We start from the raw sequence: 18,360 nt of genomic DNA, 5'->3' as shown, positions 1-18,360 counted from the left end.
CAGAGTTCGACCCGGGTTTCCGGCGACATGGCCGAAGCCGCCGGACGCCAGCGCGAAGCGGTGGACATGGTCTCGACCGCGTTCCACGAAATGGTCGCCACCGCCAACGAAGTCGCACGCTCTTGCAGCCAGGCGGCGGAGTCGGCCGACAGCGGCCAGCGCCAGGCCCGCGAAGGTCAGCAGCAGATCGATGCGGCGGTGCACAGCGTCGATCAACTGAGCCAGGAACTGGAGCAGTCGGCGCAGTCGATGCAACAACTGGAACGCGACAGCAACGACATCCAGTCGATCCTCGGCACCATCCGTTCCATCGCCGAACAGACCAACCTGCTGGCGCTCAACGCGGCCATCGAAGCGGCGCGGGCCGGTGAGCAAGGCCGTGGTTTTGCGGTGGTGGCCGATGAGGTTCGCGCACTGGCCAAACGCACGGCGGATTCGACGGCGGAAATCGACGGGTTGCTGGGCAATCTGGCCAAACGTACCAGCGCGGTCACTCAGCAGATGCGCGCCAGTCTTGATGTGTCGCAGCAATCGGTAGCGCGGATTGGCGAGGCGCGGGAGAGCTTTGGGCAGATTCGTGAGTCGGTGGATGTGATTCGCGACATGAACACGCAGATTGCGACAGCGGCGGAAGAGCAGCATCAGGTGGCCGAGGACATCAATCGGCACATCAGCCAGATTCATGGTGATGCGCAACTGGTGGCGGAGCTGGCGAATTCGGCGCGGCTGGATTCGCAGAGTCTGGCGGGGTTGTCGAATGAGCTGGATGGGTTGGTGCGGCGGTTCCGTACCTGAGTAACCTTTGGAATCCCCTCTCCCTTTGGGAGAGGGGATTCTTGTTCTTTCAGCGCTCGATGATCGCCGTCACACCTTGCCCCCCCGCCGCACAAATCGAAATCAACCCCCGCCCCTGCCCCGCCGCATCCAGCAACTTCGCCAGGTTCGCCACGATCCGCCCGCCCGTCGCAGCAAACGGATGCCCCGCCGCCAGCGAGCTGCCCTTGACGTTCAAGCGGCTGCGATCAATCGAGCCCAACGGCGCGTCCAGTCCCAACCGGGTCTTGCAGTACTCCGGATCTTCCCAGGCCTTCAACGTGCACAACACTTGCGCGGCAAAGGCTTCGTGGATTTCGTAGTAGTCGAAGTCCTGCAAGGTCAAACCATTGCGCGCCAGCAAGCGTGGCACCGCGTACACCGGAGCCATCAAAAGTCCTTCGGCACCGTTGACGAAATCCACCGCCGCTGCTTCACCGTCCCGCAGATACGCGAGGATCGGCAGGCCACGTTCCTTCGCCCACTCCTCGCTGCCCAACAGCACCACCGACGCGCCATCGGTCAGCGGTGTGGAGTTGCCGGCGGTCAGGGTGCCCTTGGCGCTTTTCTCGAAGGCCGGTTTCAGGGTCGCGAGTTTTTCCAGGGTCAGGTCCGGGCGCAGGTTGTTGTCGCGAGTCAGGCCGAGGAACGGGGTCATCAGGTCGTTGTGCCAGCCTTCGCTGTAGGACGCCGCCAGTTTGTGGTGGCTTTCAAAGGCCAGTTGATCCTGTTCTTCGCGGGGAATGTTCCAGGTCTGCGCCATCAATTCGCAGTGCTCGCCCATCGACAGGCCGGTGCGCGGTTCGCCGTTGCGCGGGAATTCGGGGATCAGGTGTTTCGGGCGCAATTGCAGAAAGGTCTTGAGCTTGTCGCCGGTGGTCTTGGCGCGGTTTGCTTGCAGGAGGATCTTGCGCAGGCCTTCGCTGACGCTGATCGGCGCGTCCGACGTGGTGTCGACGCCGCCGGCGATGCCGCAGTCGATCTGGCCGAGGGCGATCTTGTTCGCCACCAGCAACGCCGCTTCCAGGCCGGTGCCGCAGGCCTGCTGAATGTCGTAGGCCGGCGTCGCCGGCGACAGGCGCGAGCCGAGCACGCATTCGCGGGTCAGGTTCATATCCCGTGACAATTTCAGCACCGCTCCTGCGACCACTTCGCCGATGCGCTGGCCGTGCAGGTTGTAGCGTTCGATCAGGCCTTCGAGGGCGGCGGTGAGCATCACCTGATTGCTCGCGGTGGCATACGGCCCGTTGGAACGGGCGAACGGAATGCGGTTGCCACCAATGATCGCGACGCGGCGCAGCTGACTCATGAAATGCTCCTTGTGAAATATCCGGTCTGAAAATCGAGCGCTGAAAACCCGGTCGGGCCACAAAAGCGCCGAGGGCAAACTACTCTGCTGTTCTAGCGTAGGCCTTATTGCGTGGATCGAACGATTGATTGCCCTTCGCAGTCCACACTTTGAACCCCATCTTCTGGAGAGCGTTCCATGTCTGACCGCTATATCGACTTCGCCAACTCGTCCATCGGCCACCGTCTGGTCGGGGCCCTGGGCCTGCCGTCGCCGGTGCGGCTGGAACGCTGGCAGGCCGGGCGCCTGCGGCCGGTGGACGGTGCGCTGCTGATCGGCGGCGGGCCGCTGGCCGAACGGGTCAGTGCATTCGCCAATCGCCTGACCGACGCGATCTACCGCTACGGCGACCAGCCGGCAACTGCCACCCAATGGATTCCCGGCCATGGCCCGAAACTCAAGGCCGTGGTGTTCGACGCCAGCGATTTGCAGCACACCGACCAGCTCAAGCAGCTGCGCGAATTCTTCCAGCCGCTGATGAAGAACCTCGACAGCAGCGCGCACCTGGTGATTCTCGGCCGCGCCCCGGAAACCCTGCGCGAACCGTTTGCCGCCAGCGCGCAACGAGCGCTTGAAGGTTTCTCCCGCTCGCTGGCCAAGGAGCTGCGCAGCGGCGGCACGCTGCAACTGATCTACGTGGGCGAAGGCGCCGAGGATCAGCTCGAAGGGCCGCTGCGGTTTTTCCTCTCGCCGAAAAGCGCTTTCGTGTCCGGGCAAGTGATTCGTCTGACGGCCTGCGCCACTCAGGTCACCGACTGGACCCGCCCGCTGGCCGGGCGCAAGGCGCTGGTCACCGGCGCGGCGCGAGGCATCGGCGCCTCCATCGCCGAAACTTTGGCCCGTGACGGCGCCGAGGTGGTCCTGCTCGACGTGCCGCCCGCGAAAACCGATCTCGAAGCCCTGGCCGCTCGCCTCGGCGGGCGCGCCATCACCCTCGACATCTGCGCCGAAGACGCCGCTACGCAACTGATCGAACAGTTGCCAGACGGCCTCGACATTCTGGTGCACAACGCCGGCATCACCCGCGACAAGACCCTGGCCAACATGACGCCCGAGTTCTGGGACGCGGTGCTGGCGGTCAATCTCAACGCGCCGCAAGTGCTGACCAAGGCCCTGCTCGACAGCGGCACCTTGCGCGATAACGCGCGGGTGATTCTGCTGGCGTCCATCAGTGGCATCGCCGGCAATCGCGGGCAGACCAATTACGCGGCGAGCAAGGCCGGCCTGATCGGACTGGCCCAGGCCTGGGCGCCGACGCTGCTGGAACGCGGCATCAGCATCAACGCCGTGGCGCCGGGGTTCATCGAGACCCAGATGACCGCGCACATCCCCTTTGGCCTGCGCGAAGCCGGCCGGCGCATGAGTTCGCTGGGCCAGGGCGGCCTGCCGCAAGACGTCGCCGAAGCCGTGGCCTGGCTGGCCCAACCGGGCACCGGCGCGTTCACCGGGCAAGCCTTGCGAGTGTGCGGCCAAAGTGTGCTGGGGGCCTGAACATGACCATCGAATGGCAAACGCTGCACCACGAGCCGAGTCTGCCGGGGCTGTATGCCCGGGCAGCGACCCGACGCAAAATCACCGGCACCACTCTGCCCGACAGCGGCTTGCGCTGCGCCGTCGAGGTGGATGGCAAACGTCTGGCGGCGTATCGCAAGGTCTGCGGTTTCGCCGATGACGGCCTGCTGCCGCCGACCTATCCGCATATCCTGGCGTTCGCCCTGCAGATGCAATTGCTGACGGCCAAGGAGTTCCCGTTCCCTTTGCTTGGGCTGATTCATCTGAGCAACCGCATCCGCGTATTGCGGCCAATGGGCGGGATCAGTCGCGCACAAGTCAGCGTCCGGGTCCATAACCTGCAACCGCATCCGAAGGGCGCGACCTTCGATCTGCTGACCACCCTCGACGATCAACTCGGCCCGTTGTGGGAAGCTGAAAGCCGGATGCTCTGTCGTGGCGTGAAGCTCGAAGGCGAACCGGTCGAACAGACCTGGGAGCCGACACTGCCCCTCGCGCAAGTGGCGCAATGGAAGGCGCCGACGGATATCGGCCGGCAGTACGCCAAAGTCTCCGGCGACTACAACCCGATTCACTTGAGTGCCGCCAGCGCCAAGCTGTTCGGTTTCCCTACGGCCATCGCCCACGGTCTGTGGAACAAGGCCCGGACGCTGGCGGCACTGGCGGATCATCTGCCCAAGGCCAACCTTGAGGTCACCGTGCACTTTCGCAAACCGGTGCGCCTGCCGAGTGAAGTTTCGCTGTTCGCCAGCGCGGCCGGTTCCAGCGGTGAGTTACGCCTGATCGGCGCCGGCGATCTGGAGCACATGGTGGGCAACTGGCAGCCGGTGGCCTGAATCAATCCACCGTTCCCGTCGCTACCCCGACCTTCGCGGGGAGCGCCCCACACCCGTGGAACCTGATTAATTGTGTGTATATAACTTAAGTTTTTGTGCCCGCCGCCCACGCCTGCGCCAAACACCAAGCCTTGATTCTCAAGGCTTTTTTTTGCGCGTTTATATCCTCGGGATTAGTCGTTAAGCAGCACGTTCACCGATGTATATAAAGGCGTTAATACCAACTTGAGAATAGTGTGGATGCAGCCTTGCGATTGATATGAGCACAACGGACGAAGGCATTGCCGGCAACAGAATCGGCGAGCCATCGAAGACGACGAACGTTGTGACAGGTGCAAGGAATATCCAACATGAAAACTCAAGAGTGGTGCAAATCGGCAACAGCGCTGGCATTGATTCTTTCCCTCGGCCTGGCCGGCTGCAGCAGCGGCGGTGGCGGTCATCACAGCAGTTCCGGCAGCTCTTCCCCGGACAGCGCCGCCGCGGGCAGTGGCGGTACGGGCGCAACCGGCGGCACGGGTGACACAGCCGGGACTGGCGGAACAGGTGGAACGGGCAACACCGGTGGGACGGGTGGGACCGGCGGGACCGGGACTGGTGGTACGGCTGGCACCGGAGGAACAGGCGGAACCGGCGGTACAGGTGGCACGGGCGGTACCGACCCCACCAATCCGACCAATCCAACTGATCCGACTGACCCAACGAACCCGACCAACCCCACCACCCCTACGCTGGTGACGACCACCCTGGTACAGGATGTCGGCAACACCGTCAGTGGTGTGGGCGATGGTGTAGGCCAGGTGGGCGACTCGCTCAGTACCGTTCCGGTGGTCGGCGGGGTGGTGCAGAGCGTCGCCAATACCGCTGGCAATGTGGTCGGTACGCTGGGTGATGGTGTGTCGAACGGCATCGGCAAACTGGCCAGCACCCCGAATGGCGTGGGTGTGACCGCCTCGGCGGTCGGCGGAGTGGTGCAGGATGTCGGCAACGGCGTGTCGGATGTCAGCGGCAAGCTGGCGACCGCCACCGGCAGTATTCCGGTGGTCGGCGGGGTGGTGACCAAAGTGGCGCCGGTACTCGACGGCGTTGGCGAAAAAGTCACGATGCTTGGCGACACGCTCAGCACCGCTACTACCACCGGACCGCTCGGCGGACTCACCACGCAGGTCAGTCAGAAACTGGTGCCGGTGATTGCCATGGTTGAAAGCACCACCGACAAACTCGGGAGCACCACCGGTCTTGGCGCCCCGCTCAACGGCGTTCTCCAGAAAGTCGGCGGTACCGTGGACGGTCTCGGTGACAACGTGACGGCAGCGGGCAAGGGCAATGCCCTGACCAACACCCTCGGCGGTGCGCTGAGCAATGTCGGCACCACCGTCGGCAAGGCCGGCGGGCTGGTGGCCAACGGCACGGGTGGCAATTCAGGCGGTATCGGTGGCGGTCTCGGCGGCACCGGTGTGCTGCAAACGGTCGGTGGCGCCGTGGCCAATGTCGGTGCAGGTCTGGGAGCCGGCAACAGTACGTTGAGCGCACCCGGCAATGTGCTGGTGTCGACAGGCAACACCGTGGCTTCGCTCAACACCGCACTGGGTGGCTCCGGCACCCCCATCACCGCACCCACCACGGCGCTGGCCAGTGTCGGCAACGCCGTCGGCGCAGGCCTGAGCCCTGTGACCAGTGCAGTGACCAGCCTGACGCAAAATGTCGGTAGTACAACCGGGCTTGGCGGGCCTGTAGCCGGTCTCACAGCGCAAGTGGGTGGCGCCGTGAGCAATCTGGGTGGCACCCTCGCCGGCAGCACCACCAATCCGGTAGTCACGGCAGTCGGTGGCACCGTCGGCACGGTGGGCAGCACGGTAACCGCCGTCGGCGGTCTGCTCAATGGCGGTGCGGGTACCCCGGCCACCAATCCGGTCACGACCGTCGTCAGCAACACTGTCAATACCGTTGGCGGAGCGCTCACGGGCGCCACCAGTGGCGGCAGCGGCGCAGGTCTGGGTGGCGTCCTCGGTGGCCTGACCGGCGCCCTGGGCGGTAACAAACGCTGATTTGCACCTGGCCGATTCGACGGCCTTACCTACAGCGCCTACGCTTGGTTGAGGGCGGAAGATTCCCACGAGTCTTCCGCTTTTTTTCTTAGGAGAAACCCAGCCCCGTGCTGCGGGTTTGAACATGGAGTGTCCTATGCGCGTCATGGCATCCCTGCTGTTGCTCAGTCTCAGTTCCACCGCCCTCGCCGACACCCTGCCCAGCTTTCTCAACAGCAACGAAACCATCCGCAACCTGCCGGTGCCGAACCTGCCCGCCGACGCCTACCGGCCGAACGCCGCGCCGCTGCAAGTGCCGGATCCCGGCGCCACGGCCGCCCAACCGTTGCTGATGAGCACCAAGATCAACCTCAGGACCGTGCAGATCGAAGGCGGCACGCTCTATCCACTGAACGAACTGGCCGAAATCTACAAACCCCTGATCGGCCGCGAGAGCAGCCTCGCCGACCTGATCGAAGCCACCCGCTCGATCACCCGTCGCTACCAGCAGGACGGTTATCTGCTGTCCTACGCTTTCCTGCCACAACAGACCTTCGATGACGGTGTGGCACGCGTGGTGCTGGTGGAAGGCTACGTGCGCGACGTGCAGATCGCCGGCGACGTTGGACGGGTCAAAGCCCTGCTCGACCGATTGGCCGCCAAACTCCAGGCCGAACGCCCGCTGACGCGCAAGACGTTCGAGCGCTACACCACACTGATGACCCGCATTCCCGGCGTGACGATCCAGGCCCAGGTGCCGCCGCCCGGCACCACCGACGGTGCAACGACGCTGGTGGCCCAGGCCAGTCGCAAGCCGTTCACCAGCACCCTGAGCACCACCGAAGACAACCGCAACGGCACCCAGGCCCTGCTCGGCGTCAGCAGCAATTCGCAAACGTCGATGGGCGAACAGTTGAGCCTCAGCGGGCTGTTTCCACCGGGGGACGATCACGAGCATTACTACCGGCTGGACTACAACCAGTTCATCAACGATGAAGGCGCACAGCTGAGCCTGTCGGCCTCGCGCTATCGCGCCGATCCCGGCACCAACGTGCTGTTGACCAACGGACTGGAACTCAAGCCGCACCGCGAAAACGATCGTTATTCGCTCGGTTTCACCCTGCCGCTGATTGCCGCCTCGGATGAATTGCTGACCGCCGGATCGCGCCTGTACGCGGTCAACGACAAGACACGCTACAAGGTAATCGGTTACCCGCTGAGCGTCGAAGAACGCACCGACATCCGCGCCCTGGCCTTCGAAAGCGACTGGCGCAAGGCCGATGCCCGCCAACTGCGGATCCTCAGCGGCGGCGTGTACCAGGGCTTCGACAGCATGGGCGCACACACCAACAACAGCGCCATCGACCTCGACTTCTTTCGGGTGCGCCTCTCCGGAGTGCAGAGCAACAAGTTCCTCGACAACTGGCAAGGGGTGCTGTCGGCTGCGTTGTACTGGAGCCGCGACACCCTGCCCGACAGTGAGCGCGCGGTGTTCGGCGGGCAGAATTTCGGCCGCGGTTATCCCGACGATCAGGCGTCCGGTGACAAGGGCTGGGGAGTGGCTTACGAGATCAACTACAGCTTCAACCGCGACGGCAACTGGGTGCGCATCCTGCAACCGTACTTCGTGCTCGACCGCTCGCGCAGCTGGTTCAATGAATTGCCGGTGCAGGCCAACAACCTGTCATCGGCCGCGGTCGGCCTGAGATTCGGCGATGCGAAGTACTACAACATTGCCCTGGAAGCCGCCAAGGCGATGTCCGATGAAGCGTTCGATACGTTCAACCGCCGGCCGCGATACAGCATCAGTTTCAGCTATCAGTTATAGGCCGCTGCCGCAGGCAACGGCGGTTGCCTGCGAAGCGCGACTATTGCTTCTCGATCTTGCCACCCGCATCCGGGTCGTAGAAATCGGGAATCTCATATTTGTACTTCTTCAGCCAGCGCTGCATCGCCAGCTCACGCTCGGTGGCCGTGGCCGCCTGCGGATCGGGGGACGCAGCCTTGTTGCGGCTTTGCAGCAACAGCCAGCCTTCGGTTTCCTGCTGCTGGGCCGAGGCCGGGCCGGCGTCGATGGCCAGTGCGCCGAGCGGCAGACTCAGCAGACTCAGGCAGCACAGCGTCTTGAACGTGTTCATGGCAGCTCCTTGAGGCTCACTTGATCGTCGCCGGTTGCGCATCAACCGCCACCGCGACCTGATTGCCAGCGACAGGTCTGGCCTTGACCGGCGACTTGAGTTTCTCCGCGCGTTCCTGGGCATCGGTGAACTGTTCCGGGGTCAGGTGCGCACGGCTGACTACTTCCGCAGCTTGCTGCCAGTTGTTCTGGTAGAGCAGCAGGGTCACCAGATTCAGCGTCGCCAATTGATTGTTCTGCTTCAACTCGATGGCCGTCAGAAACTCGAAGCGAGCGTCTTCGAGCCGCAGCTGATTGAGGTACACCACGCCCAGATCGTTGCGGATGTCTTCATTGGTCGGCGCCAATCGCGCGGCCCGTTGCAGATGGGCCTGAGCCTGACCGTTGTCGCCACGGGCGGCATACAACTGGCCCAGACCATGTTCGGCGTCGGCGTTCAGGCACGTGCCGAGCAGGCTGCGATACAACGGCTCGGCTTCGCTGCGGCCCAGCAGGCGATAGACCTTGGCCTTGCGCAGGCGTACCTCGACGAGGTTGTCGGGCAGCCCCTGCAGGTTGGCCAGGCTGGCGTGCAGCTTGCCATCGTTGACCAGATCATCGGCCAGGTTCAGCGACAGCTCCTGTTCGGAACTCAGCTTGCTGCAACTGGCCGGCGCCAGCATCGTCGTCCACGGCGCCTGACCGTCCGTTGCGCAACCGCCGAGCAGCAACAGACTTGCCACAACCATCAGTGCTTTCATCCATCGCTCTCCATCGCCATAGTCATTTTCATTGTCAGGACGCAAACGCCCGGGTGATTGCGGTAAAACCCGGGCCCGCCAAAACGATCAGCAAGGCCGGGAACAGCAACAGCATCATGACCACTGACATCTTCGCCGACATCTTCGAGATGTATTCCTGCAAGCGTGTCAGGCGTCGGTCATCCAGCAGTTGCTTGAGCGTCAGCAGCGATTTCATCGCGCCGCCGCCCTGTTGAATCAGTTGTTGCAGGATCACGCAGGTGTCAGTGAACTCATCCACCGCCAGCATCGCGGCCGCCTTGTTCAGCTCCTGTCCGAGCTCGAGGCCCGAGTCGACACGGGCCAGAATCAGGCGCAGTTCGCTGGTCAGCTCCGGCAGCAGTTTCTGCCCTTCGATGCTGAGCACACGCAGGGCCTGCTCGACGGCCATGCCGGACTCGAACAGGATCCGCAGCAGCGGAATGAACGTCGACACTTCCACCGCAATGATTTTCTGCCGCCGGCCAGCGGCGTACGCCAGCAGGCGTTTGGGTACAAGATAACCAACGCCTGTGGCGATCATCGGCACCAGCCAGCCGTTGGGGGCGAGGGGAAAAAACACTTCTTTCAGAAACAGGCCCAGCCCCAGTGTCAGCAGCGGCGTGCCGATCTGGCAGGCGGCAAACAGCGAGCGCTCGCTGGCCCGGCGCCAGCCGAGGCGGCTGAGCAGGGTCTGGGTTTCACTGTCGATGCTCACCGAACGCTGGCCGAACCGACTGCTGCCCAGTGCCCGCAGCCAGTTGCCGAAACGGTTCTCGCGCACCAACTGTCCCTGCAGACGCTGGTTGACCTGACGCACTCGACGCCGCTCGGTCAGCAGGTGATTGCCGACCAGCAACAGCGCCCCGAGCAACAGCATGAGACTGGCCAGCATCAGCATGTCAGACACTCCTCAACATGCGCCAAAGCGCCAGGCAACCGGAGACCTGCAACACCACCGCGATAATCAGCATGGTCCGACCGCCCGAGTCGTTCCACATGCCGAGCATGTAGCCGGGATTGGTCAGCATGAAGTAACTGACCAGGATCACCGGCAGCGATCCGAGCACCCACGCGGTCATCCGGGTTTCGCCGGTCAGCGCGCGCAGTTGCCGGGCACCCTGGTCGCGTTCGCGAATCAGCTTGATCAGGTTCTCCAGCAACTCGCTGGCATTGCCGCCGTAGCGATGGTTGACCTTCAGGCCCAGGGCGAACATGCGCAGTTCGTCCTGCTCGTAGAGCTCGGCGAAATCGCTGACCGCGTCCGGCAGGTTCACCCCCAGCTGCACGTTGCGCTGCACCCGGCCCATCGCGGCTTTCAACGGGTCCTCACTGGTTTCAATGCCGCCCATCACTGCATCGCTCAGGGTCCGGCCGGACTTGAGGCTGCGCACGGTGTGGTCGAGCAACTGCGGCAACTGTTCGATCATCCGATTGAGCCGGCGCCGATATCGCCACGCGATGTACAGCCGCAGAATCAGCGGCGGCGCCAGTATCAGCACCAGCAGACCGATCCAGTCGGCCAGCAGGTAACCCAGCATCATGGCCACGACCCACAACGACAGCCAAAGCCCGAAATGCTCGCTCGGCCGGCCGAGGCCGGCCCGCAGAAACATCCGCTCCAGCCCGGTCCACGAGGTTTTTTCGGCAACGCCCTGGGGCTGCCCGGCGGCGAGGCGCGAGAGCACCCGTTCGTTGGCGGTCTTGCGCACGCCCTGCAGGAACAGGCGAATCGACAGCCCCAGCAACAGCAGGCAGAGGACGATCAGGATCACCGGTCCGATCATGACGAAGGCTCCATGCGCTCAGCCCAGACTCGACTCGTGTCGCAACTTGTCGCCGGCCGGGTTGACCGCTTCGCGCAGGAAGCCGAAACCGGTGCGTCGATCCAGACGGAACAGGGTGTTGGTGACGTACACGTCTTCACGCACGCCGACTACTTCCACCACTTCACTGACACAGCGGCGGCCGTCGGGCATGCGGGTCAATTGAATGATCACGTCGAGCGCCGCGCAGATCATCTGCCGCAGGGTGCGTTCGGCCACGGTGCGCCCGGTCAGGCCGACCAGGGTTTCCAGACGCAGCAATGCATCCTGAGCGTTGTTGGCGTGGACCGTGCTCATCGAGCCGTCGTGACCGGTGTTCATCGCCGTCAGCACGTCGAGCACTTCGACGCCGCGGATCTCGCCGAGAATGATCCGGTCCGGACGCATCCGCAGAGCGTTGCGGATCAGGTCGCTGGCCTTGACCTCGCCATGGCCCTCGGCATTCGGCGGCCGGGTTTCCAGGCGCACCACGTGAGGATGGCCGAGTTGCAGTTCGGCGACGTCTTCGATGGTTACCAACCGTTCGTGGGGGTTGATGAGTTGGCTGAGAATGTTCAGCAGCGTGGTCTTGCCGGTGCCCGTGCCGCCGCTGATCAGGATGTTGCAGCGCTTGCCCACGGCCTCCTGGAAGCACTCGAAAATCGGCAGGTCGATGGTCTGCATCGCAATCAGGTCGCTGCTCTTGAGCATGTCCTTGCGGAATTTTCGAATCGACAGGCACGGACCGTCGAGGGCAATCGGCGGGATGATCGCGTTGACCCGGCTGCCGTCCGGCAGGCGCGCATCGACCATCGGCGAAGACTCGTCCAGCCGGCGACCGAGGGGCGCGAGAATGCGCTGCATGACCCGTTCGACGTGATGCGCATCGATAAAGCGCAGGTCACTCTGATGCAGTACGCCGTCACGCTCGACGAACACCCGGTGCGGGCCGTTGACCAGAATTTCGGTCACGGCGCTGTCGCGCAGCAACACTTCCAGCGGGCCGAATCCGGTCAGCTCATCGACGATTTCTTCCGCCAGCCGCTCCATCTCGTAACGTGAAATCGCCAGGTGCAGACGAGCGATGTATTCGGCGACCTTGTCGGTGACGAATTGCGCCAGCAACTGCCGCGAGCCTTCCAGCAGGTTTTTCCCGGACTCCTCGATGGCATCGATGATGTACCGATGCAGGACCAGTTTCAGGCCTTCGTGGTCGGTGTTGCCCGACTGGCCACGCGCCGGCGCACCGAAGAGTTTTTCCGGGCTCATGAGGTGCCTCGCAACCGGTCGAACCAGGTGACTTTGGGTTTGGCCAGGCCTTCGGAGCGTTTGGCCAGCCGTTCGCCGAGCACCCGCAGGCTCTGGGTGAGTTTTTCCCGGGGGGCCAGTTCAAACAGGCTGACGCCCTGGTTCTTGGCGTTCATGCGCAGCTCCGGACTCAAGGCCAGCACGGCGATCACTTCCAGGTTGAAGGTCTTGCCGAGGGTGTCCGCATCCGGTGCGACGTTGCTCAGATAGCGGTCGACCAGCAGCCGTCCGTGATCGAGTTTCATGCCTTTTTCCCGCCACAGATTGAACACCGCCAGATTGCGCCGGCAATCGAGAACGCTCTGGTCGGTGTACCACAGCAGCTTGTCGCAATGACTGACGAAGGTGCGCAGGGCTTCGCTGTCGGGCTGGCCGGTGAGGTTCACGACGATGTGCTGGAAGTGCTGGCGCAAGGCGCTGAGCAACATGTACAGCTCGGCGGCGCTGGTGCTTTCCAGCGGTTCGTCGTTGTCGGCGTACGCCAGAATCCGCAGCCCCGCTTCGGCGCTGGTGAAGGCACTGTCGATCAACGTCGCGTCGAGCCTGCGCAGGTGGCGCAAGGCATCGCCGAAGTGGAACGAACTCTCCAGCCCCAGCAACGCCAGGCTGTCGCCACGGGGCAGCCCGAGATCCAGCAGCAGCGTCTGCTGTCCGCTCTTTTGCACCACCAGTGCCATATGGTTGGCCAGTAGCGCGCCGTCGGAACTGCTCTGTACGCCGTACAACACCGTCAGACCGCCCAGTTGTGCGTTATGGGTCACCGGCGGCAGGCGCTTGCTCAAGCGCCGCACCAACCCGGCCACTTCGCTGGAGCGCGAACCATAGGCGACGAAATCCCGTGCCCCGGCGCGCATCGCATTCAGTACAAGCTGATTGTCCATGCCATCGCCGAGGGCAACGATCGCCAGCATCGGTTTGGCCTCCAGCGCGCCTTCAATCAGCGCGCTCTGGGCCACCACGTGTTCACGGTCGAGGCCGACGAACACCAGGCTGGCGAAGGTGACGTCCACCAGCGCGAGCAATTCGTCGAGGCTACCGCCACCGGCACTGACCACCTGGCCCAACGGCGCAAGCGCGCTTTGCAGCCACTCCAGATCGGTGTTGTTGCGGGTGATGGCGAGGAAGGTCTGACTCAGGCTCTGGCTCATTGGGACAACCCGCTGCGCTTGTCGAAGTTACCGTTTTCCAGGAAGAACATGCGGTAGAAATTCGGATCGTAGTTGCGCAGTTTTTCACCCGGCAACGACGGCAGTTGTGCCTCCGCCGAGAGCGGGCGCACCAGGTGCGGGGTGACGATCATCAGCAGCTCACGTTCTTCGCGCTTGATCTGCGAGCTTTTGAAAAAGGCCCCGAGCACCGGGATATCGCCCAGCCCCGGAAACTTGTCGACCTGGGATGTGTTGGTGGTGCTGATCAGACCGCTGATGACAAAACTCTCGCCATCGGCCAGGGAAATGCTGGTGTCGGTGCGACGGATGGCCAGGGCCGGCACCGTGGTGCCGGCGATGTTCACCGCTTTGCTGAAATCCAGTTCGCTGACTTCCGGTGCCACTTTCAGGGCGATGCGATCGTGGCTGATGATGGTGGGCGTCAGGGTCAGGCGGATGCCGAATTCCTTGTATTCGATCGACACGTTGTCGCTGCCGGAGCTGGGCACCGGAATCGGAATCTGCCCGCCCGCGAGGAAACTTGCGCTTTGCCCATTGAGAGCCACCAGACTTGGCCGCGCCAGGGTGTAGGCGAAGCCGCTGCCCTCGAGGGCGTTGATGATTGCCATGGTCTTGCCGCCGATCCACGAGAAGTTGAACAGCGCGTTGTCCACCGGCAATCGCGGTTGCGGGACGCCGTCGATGGGCGGCAGGGTTCCGGGTGAGCCGAACAGGAAGTTGCCGCGGGTGCCGATCAGCGAAGCCGACGCCTGTTTGAGCTTGGTGCGGCTGACTTCGACGAAGCGAATGTCGGTCTGTACCTGCGAGGGCAACAGCGCATCATCCGACGGCAACGCACTGGTGTTGGTGAGGGCCGAAGTGGCGGCGCCCTTGACGAAGACCATGCTCTGACGCGGCTCGCTGGAACAGCCGGTCCAGACCATGAGGCTGGTAGCGCCCGGCGCCACGGCGGTGAGCAGGAACGAGGAATTGCCATTGGCATGCACATCGGCGATTTTCGGATCACCGATGGCCAGGCGTGTGATCGCCACCGGTGATTGCATGTCCTGCTGCCAGCCTTCGTTGATTTCGATCACCGGCGGCAAGCGCCCGAGGGCCGCGCAGTTGCCGGTGGCCGCGTGCGCGGCATTGATTGACAGTCCCATCAGCAGCAAGGCCCGGAGCACGGGATTGAAGGTCGGCCAGGAACGACTCTGCATGCACTTGGATCCTTGCTCAGTCATGGGTTTTGTTGGTTGGTCTGATTGCCGCGAATCACTTCCACTGCGGGCCGTGCCGCCACAGCTTGGTCGCCGCTCGACAACGCTTTCGGCGCTGTCCCCAGCGCCAGCTGCGTGAACTGGAAGAGCTGGCTGTTGGCGGCAACCAGTTTGTCCGGTGCCTGACTTTCGCCGGCCCAGTACTTGGCCAGGCGCTGTTCTTCACTGCTGCGCACGGCCAGGCGCAACGTCCCGACCTGGGTGGCGAGCATCAGTCGACTCAACAATTGTTCAGGCACCGCCAGCACTACGGTGCGCGCGGTGAGCCGGCGCTGGTCCTGTTTGATCTTGTCGTCGGCACTCATGGCGGGAGCGGACGGCTGGCCGTCGTTGGTCAGGCCGTACTGTTCGCCGACTCCCAGCACGCGCATCGCTGGCACCACAATCTGTGCCGACTGCTGCGGGTTGCTGGCGTCCTGGCGCAGGTACAACAGCACGTCGACATAATCTCCGGGGATCAGTTGCCCGGCCGCGCCGATCACTTCATCGACCGACACGGCCAGCGCGCGCTCATCTTTGTGGATCATGCGCGCCAGTGTGCCGCCAGCCTCGAAGCTTTCTTCGTTGAGCCAGGTGCCGGCGCTCAGGTGGCGCCACGGCGTGCGGCCCACGGCCTGCTCGATTGTGCCGAGGCTGCCGGCGGGGGCGCTCAGCAGTTTTTCAACGGCCAGATCGGCGGCAGTCAGGGGGGTGAATGGCGGGACGTCACGCACCAGCACCACGACAGGTTGACGGGTTTGGTCTTCGGCGGCAGCGACGGTTTTTTCGACGGTGACCACCGTCGGCGCGGGAGCCTCGGCCACCGGAGCGGGTTGGCGGCTGAGCACCAGGCCCCAATATCCGACAACGATGGCGCCCAGTAAAAGCACCGCTGCAAGGCCCATGGTCACACGACTGTTCATGACGGCTCTCCCTTTCCTGCTGCACTACCAGCCCGCACTTCCTACCAAGGGAACATCGCAATCAGGCAGCTATGAACATCCAACTATTTCGCTATTTCCACGCTAGCTGAAACAAGCCAAAACGCCATTTCTGACAGGCAAATAACCCACGAAAGTATGGGTGTTGGCCAATTGGCAGTCGAAATACCGGGAGAGACGAAGCGACTAATCCTTTATGACTAATCCGTTCTTACAGTTGTTGGGAGGGGGTTTGTTGACAATGCTCAAATGGCACGGCGAACGCTTTGCCGCTGCCGTTACATCGGCGCCAGGAGCGCAAAGGAGTGGGCACATGTTTCGAATGATCGTTGATTATTTAATGGCCAGAGCCCTGATGTTCTACAAACGTGAAGACGGTGCTTCGGCGATCGAATACGCCATCGTCGTGGCCATGGTCGCCGTGGTGGTTGTCGTTTTCGTCACTCCGCTGGGTGATCGTATGCTGGCGATCTTCAACAACGTCCTGGAGTCGCTGGGCGGCACTGCGCAAACCCGGCCAACTCCGTAATCGAAGTTGCGCCAGCACCTTGCTGATGTCGGGCTACACTCGATCTTCCATTCAGCTTTCAGGTACTGCCCATGAACGTGTCTTCTTCCCCACGCCAACAGTTGCTTCTGGTTGACGACGAAGAGGACGCGTTGCTGGAGCTGGCGGAGTTGCTGGAAGGCGAAGGCTTCGTCTGTCATACCGCCACATCGGTCAAACTCGCCCTGCATCATCTGACCCGCCATCCCGATATCGCCCTGGTGATCACCGATCTGCGCATGCCGGAGGAAAGCGGCATGTCGCTGATCAAGCGCTTGCGCGAGCACACCTCGCGCCAGCATCTGCCGGTGATCGTGACGTCGGGACATGCGGACATGGAAGACGTGAGCGACATGCTGCGGTTGCAGGTGCTGGACCTGTTCCGCAAACCGATCTATCACGTGCGGCTGCTGGAAACCCTCGACAACCTGTTTCCCAAGCCAAAGGTGAATGCCGGGTAAAGAGAATGCCCGGCAGTGTGATTCAGTGGGCAGTCACCCGCTGACGCAAACCGGAATTGCCCGGCGATAACGCCAGCGCCAACTGCGTGCGGTTATGCATGTGGGTCAGGCGCAACACCTGCGAAACGTACAGCTTCACGGTGTTTTCGGTGATGCCCAGCTCACAGGCAATCTGATAATTGGTCTGCCCCTTGCCCACCAGGCGCGCCACGTCCAGTTGCCGTGGCGACAGCTGATTGAAGATCGCCGGGATTTCCAGCTCACCGGTCTCGCGGGTGGCTTCGTCACTGGCGGGCGCCGGCCCGCGACGCACCTTGTCCAGATCCTGATAAAGATCGTCGATGGACGACGACAGATCTTGAAGCTTCTGATTCAGATGGCCCAGTTGCAGGGTTTTCTGCCGCTCCTGCAGCACCGTTTCCTGGCGTTGCAGGCCTTCGAGCAATTCATCGAGATTGACCGGCTTCTGGTAGTAGTCGGCAATCCCGGCGCGCAAGGCCTTGATCACGTCCTGCTTGTCGGCGCGGCCGGTGAGCATGATCGCTTCGAACGCCCGGTGTTTGCCGGCCAGCCGTTGCAGTTCCTGCACCAGTTGAATCCCGTCCATGTCCGGCATGTGCAGATCGCACAGCACCAGTCCGATCGCGAGGTCGTCCGAAAAACGCTCGATCGCCTCTTTGCTGGACTCGCACGGCACACAGCGGTAGCCGCTGCTCTCGAGAAATTCACAGAGTTCTTCGACGATCAGAGGCTGATCATCGACAACGAGGACTTTTATCGCAGATGTAAGCTTGTTCACGTGCCACTCCATGCCCAGGCCAAAGCTGACTATTCCTGTACTGTCAGCCGTCGGCTGTATAACCAGTACCTTTGAAAGTAGACCCACTTTCCGACTATGTACATAAGACTAGTGGCGTTCGGCGACTAATGGATCCAAGGTAGCGCAAGCACAAAACCGATCAGCACGAACGGCGCAAATGGCAGCTTTTTTGACATGGATGGCGCCATATATCGAAGACGATGCCTAAGCCCTTGACTCATATGCAGCCAGAGTCTTGGCGCCAGCAGGATCCAGACCACACTCGCCGCACCGGCGCCGATGAATATCCTGAGCAGCGACAGCCCGTCCGTCGAAAGACCGAGAGCTGTCATTAATTTCACATCGCCGGCGCCCATTCGCCCCATGAAATACCCCGGCAGCGTGAACGCCAGCGCCACGACACAGGCCCAGCCGCCCTGCCCGGCTTCGGCGCCCATCCAGGTGGTGCCGAAAGACAGCAGATAGACCAGCGCGAGAGCGGCGGCACCCAGCGTCAGAACGTTGGCAATCCTTCGTTGCCGGGCATCCTGAGCCGCGCACGCCGTCAACCAGATCAGAAGGACAAGGCTTTGCATGCGGTAAAAACCGTCCGTTTTTGCTGAATGATTCTATGCTGATACTACGCATTGACTGTCAGGGT

At 62.8% G+C, this 18,360-nt stretch carries 18 protein-coding genes; 7 read left to right on the top strand and 11 right to left on the bottom strand.

The window, feature by feature from the left end; genetic code table 11:
• The first annotated feature begins 27 nt into the window (after positions 1–27).
• On the top strand, positions 28–795 hold the full coding sequence (locus AC0R79_RS04470) for a methyl-accepting chemotaxis protein (protein ID WP_371850984.1): 768 nt from the start codon (positions 28–30) through the stop codon (positions 793–795).
• A 49-nt stretch (positions 796–844) separates the two neighbouring features.
• Here AC0R79_RS04470 and AC0R79_RS04465 read toward each other — a convergent pair whose 3' ends face one another.
• A complete protein-coding gene (locus AC0R79_RS04465; protein ID WP_064379268.1) occupies positions 845–2,122 on the bottom strand; it encodes an acetyl-CoA C-acetyltransferase in 1,278 nt (425 codons plus the stop codon).
• Between the two features lie 177 nt (positions 2,123–2,299).
• Between AC0R79_RS04465 and AC0R79_RS04460 the strand changes: the two genes are divergently transcribed.
• From AC0R79_RS04460 to AC0R79_RS04445, 4 genes are all read left to right on the top strand, one after another.
• Complete coding sequence (locus AC0R79_RS04460; RefSeq protein ID WP_085609182.1) at positions 2,300–3,652, top strand: 3-oxoacyl-ACP reductase; 1,353 nt, start codon at positions 2,300–2,302, stop codon at positions 3,650–3,652.
• Between the two features lie 2 nt (positions 3,653–3,654).
• A complete protein-coding gene (locus AC0R79_RS04455) occupies positions 3,655–4,509 on the top strand; it encodes a MaoC family dehydratase (protein ID WP_262159184.1) in 855 nt (284 codons plus the stop codon).
• A gap of 350 nt (positions 4,510–4,859) precedes the next feature.
• Positions 4,860–6,557 (top strand): collagen-like triple helix repeat-containing protein, encoded by a 1,698-nt coding sequence (locus tag AC0R79_RS04450; RefSeq protein ID WP_474733397.1) that lies wholly within the window; start codon positions 4,860–4,862, stop codon positions 6,555–6,557.
• A 136-nt stretch (positions 6,558–6,693) separates the two neighbouring features.
• A complete protein-coding gene (locus AC0R79_RS04445) occupies positions 6,694–8,364 on the top strand; it encodes a ShlB/FhaC/HecB family hemolysin secretion/activation protein (protein ID WP_474733395.1) in 1,671 nt (556 codons plus the stop codon).
• A 40-nt stretch (positions 8,365–8,404) separates the two neighbouring features.
• On the opposite strand, the gene AC0R79_RS04440 is transcribed toward AC0R79_RS04445, so the two are convergent.
• From AC0R79_RS04440 to cpaB, 8 genes are read right to left on the bottom strand one after another with little or no spacing between them, the layout of a single operon-like run.
• Positions 8,405–8,674, bottom strand: coding sequence for a DUF3613 domain-containing protein (locus AC0R79_RS04440; RefSeq protein ID WP_007958460.1), 270 nt, complete (start codon positions 8,672–8,674; stop codon positions 8,405–8,407).
• Between the two features lie 16 nt (positions 8,675–8,690).
• Positions 8,691–9,413 (bottom strand): tetratricopeptide repeat protein, encoded by a 723-nt coding sequence (locus AC0R79_RS04435; RefSeq protein ID WP_007958459.1) that lies wholly within the window; start codon positions 9,411–9,413, stop codon positions 8,691–8,693.
• Between the two features lie 34 nt (positions 9,414–9,447).
• On the bottom strand, positions 9,448–10,332 hold the full coding sequence (locus AC0R79_RS04430) for a type II secretion system F family protein (RefSeq protein ID WP_474733391.1): 885 nt from the start codon (positions 10,330–10,332) through the stop codon (positions 9,448–9,450).
• Between the two features lies 1 nt (position 10,333).
• Complete coding sequence (locus AC0R79_RS04425) at positions 10,334–11,218, bottom strand: type II secretion system F family protein (RefSeq protein WP_375745246.1); 885 nt, start codon at positions 11,216–11,218, stop codon at positions 10,334–10,336.
• A gap of 18 nt (positions 11,219–11,236) precedes the next feature.
• Positions 11,237–12,505 carry a TadA family conjugal transfer-associated ATPase gene (locus AC0R79_RS04420; RefSeq protein WP_085609188.1) on the bottom strand — a complete coding sequence of 423 codons (1,269 nt, stop codon included), beginning with the start codon at positions 12,503–12,505 and terminating at the stop codon, positions 11,237–11,239.
• Positions 12,502–13,692, bottom strand: a complete 1,191-nt coding sequence (locus AC0R79_RS04415; RefSeq protein WP_007958455.1) for a CpaE/TadZ family protein — start codon at positions 13,690–13,692, stop codon at positions 12,502–12,504. The genes AC0R79_RS04420 and AC0R79_RS04415 overlap by 4 nt, the downstream gene beginning before the upstream one ends.
• A complete protein-coding gene (locus tag AC0R79_RS04410; protein WP_007958454.1) occupies positions 13,689–14,912 on the bottom strand; it encodes a type II and III secretion system protein family protein in 1,224 nt (407 codons plus the stop codon). The genes AC0R79_RS04415 and AC0R79_RS04410 overlap by 4 nt, the downstream gene beginning before the upstream one ends.
• Before the next feature lie 20 nt (positions 14,913–14,932).
• Positions 14,933–15,874, bottom strand: coding sequence for a Flp pilus assembly protein CpaB (gene cpaB, locus AC0R79_RS04405; RefSeq protein ID WP_474733385.1), 942 nt, complete (start codon positions 15,872–15,874; stop codon positions 14,933–14,935).
• A gap of 340 nt (positions 15,875–16,214) precedes the next feature.
• On the opposite strand from cpaB, the gene AC0R79_RS04400 reads away from it, so the two are divergent.
• Positions 16,215–16,421 carry a Flp family type IVb pilin gene (locus AC0R79_RS04400; RefSeq protein WP_474735059.1) on the top strand — a complete coding sequence of 69 codons (207 nt, stop codon included), beginning with the start codon at positions 16,215–16,217 and terminating at the stop codon, positions 16,419–16,421.
• A gap of 71 nt (positions 16,422–16,492) precedes the next feature.
• The gene (locus AC0R79_RS04395; RefSeq protein ID WP_007958451.1) at positions 16,493–16,900 is read left to right on the top strand and encodes a response regulator; all 408 of its coding nucleotides are present in this window, start codon (positions 16,493–16,495) and stop codon (positions 16,898–16,900) included.
• Positions 16,901–16,922: 22 nt separating this feature from the next.
• Here the strand turns inward: AC0R79_RS04395 and AC0R79_RS04390 are convergent, their stop codons facing one another.
• Both AC0R79_RS04390 and AC0R79_RS04385 read right to left on the bottom strand, forming a co-directional pair.
• Complete coding sequence (locus tag AC0R79_RS04390; protein ID WP_127796811.1) at positions 16,923–17,699, bottom strand: response regulator transcription factor; 777 nt, start codon at positions 17,697–17,699, stop codon at positions 16,923–16,925.
• 125 nt (positions 17,700–17,824) lie between these two features.
• Positions 17,825–18,295: a prepilin peptidase gene (locus tag AC0R79_RS04385; RefSeq protein ID WP_127796810.1), complete on the bottom strand. Its 471-nt coding sequence runs from the start codon at positions 18,293–18,295 to the stop codon at positions 17,825–17,827.
• Positions 18,296–18,360 lie beyond the last annotated feature (65 nt).

This window comes from Pseudomonas sp. HD57-3 (assembly GCF_056113135.1).
The sequence above is the reverse complement of the archived record's forward strand: the minus strand, read 5'-3'. Positions and strand labels throughout refer to the sequence as shown.

Bases quoted from the DNA above. Each gene is read 5' to 3' on its own strand.
- AC0R79_RS04465 (WP_064379268.1), bottom strand. From the start codon at position 2,122: ATGAGTCAGCTGCGCCGCGTCGCGATCATTGGTGGCAACCGCATTCCG.
- AC0R79_RS04455 (WP_262159184.1), top strand. From the start codon at position 3,655: ATGACCATCGAATGGCAAACGCTGCACCACGAGCCGAGTCTGCCGGGG.
- AC0R79_RS04420 (WP_085609188.1), bottom strand. From the start codon at position 12,505: ATGAGCCCGGAAAAACTCTTCGGTGCGCCGGCGCGTGGCCAGTCGGGC.
- AC0R79_RS04395 (WP_007958451.1), top strand. From the start codon at position 16,493: ATGAACGTGTCTTCTTCCCCACGCCAACAGTTGCTTCTGGTTGACGAC.
- AC0R79_RS04435 (WP_007958459.1), bottom strand. From the start codon at position 9,413: ATGAAAGCACTGATGGTTGTGGCAAGTCTGTTGCTGCTCGGCGGTTGC.
- AC0R79_RS04385 (WP_127796810.1), bottom strand. From the start codon at position 18,295: ATGCAAAGCCTTGTCCTTCTGATCTGGTTGACGGCGTGCGCGGCTCAG.
- AC0R79_RS04470 (WP_371850984.1), top strand. From the start codon at position 28: ATGGCCGAAGCCGCCGGACGCCAGCGCGAAGCGGTGGACATGGTCTCG.
- AC0R79_RS04415 (WP_007958455.1), bottom strand. From the start codon at position 13,692: ATGAGCCAGAGCCTGAGTCAGACCTTCCTCGCCATCACCCGCAACAAC.
- AC0R79_RS04400 (WP_474735059.1), top strand. From the start codon at position 16,215: ATGATCGTTGATTATTTAATGGCCAGAGCCCTGATGTTCTACAAACGT.
- AC0R79_RS04445 (WP_474733395.1), top strand. From the start codon at position 6,694: ATGCGCGTCATGGCATCCCTGCTGTTGCTCAGTCTCAGTTCCACCGCC.
- cpaB (WP_474733385.1), bottom strand. From the start codon at position 15,874: ATGAACAGTCGTGTGACCATGGGCCTTGCAGCGGTGCTTTTACTGGGC.
- AC0R79_RS04430 (WP_474733391.1), bottom strand. From the start codon at position 10,332: ATGCTGATGCTGGCCAGTCTCATGCTGTTGCTCGGGGCGCTGTTGCTG.
- AC0R79_RS04425 (WP_375745246.1), bottom strand. From the start codon at position 11,218: ATGATCGGACCGGTGATCCTGATCGTCCTCTGCCTGCTGTTGCTGGGG.
- AC0R79_RS04460 (WP_085609182.1), top strand. From the start codon at position 2,300: ATGTCTGACCGCTATATCGACTTCGCCAACTCGTCCATCGGCCACCGT.
- AC0R79_RS04410 (WP_007958454.1), bottom strand. From the start codon at position 14,912: ATGCAGAGTCGTTCCTGGCCGACCTTCAATCCCGTGCTCCGGGCCTTG.
- AC0R79_RS04440 (WP_007958460.1), bottom strand. From the start codon at position 8,674: ATGAACACGTTCAAGACGCTGTGCTGCCTGAGTCTGCTGAGTCTGCCG.
- AC0R79_RS04450 (WP_474733397.1), top strand. From the start codon at position 4,860: ATGAAAACTCAAGAGTGGTGCAAATCGGCAACAGCGCTGGCATTGATT.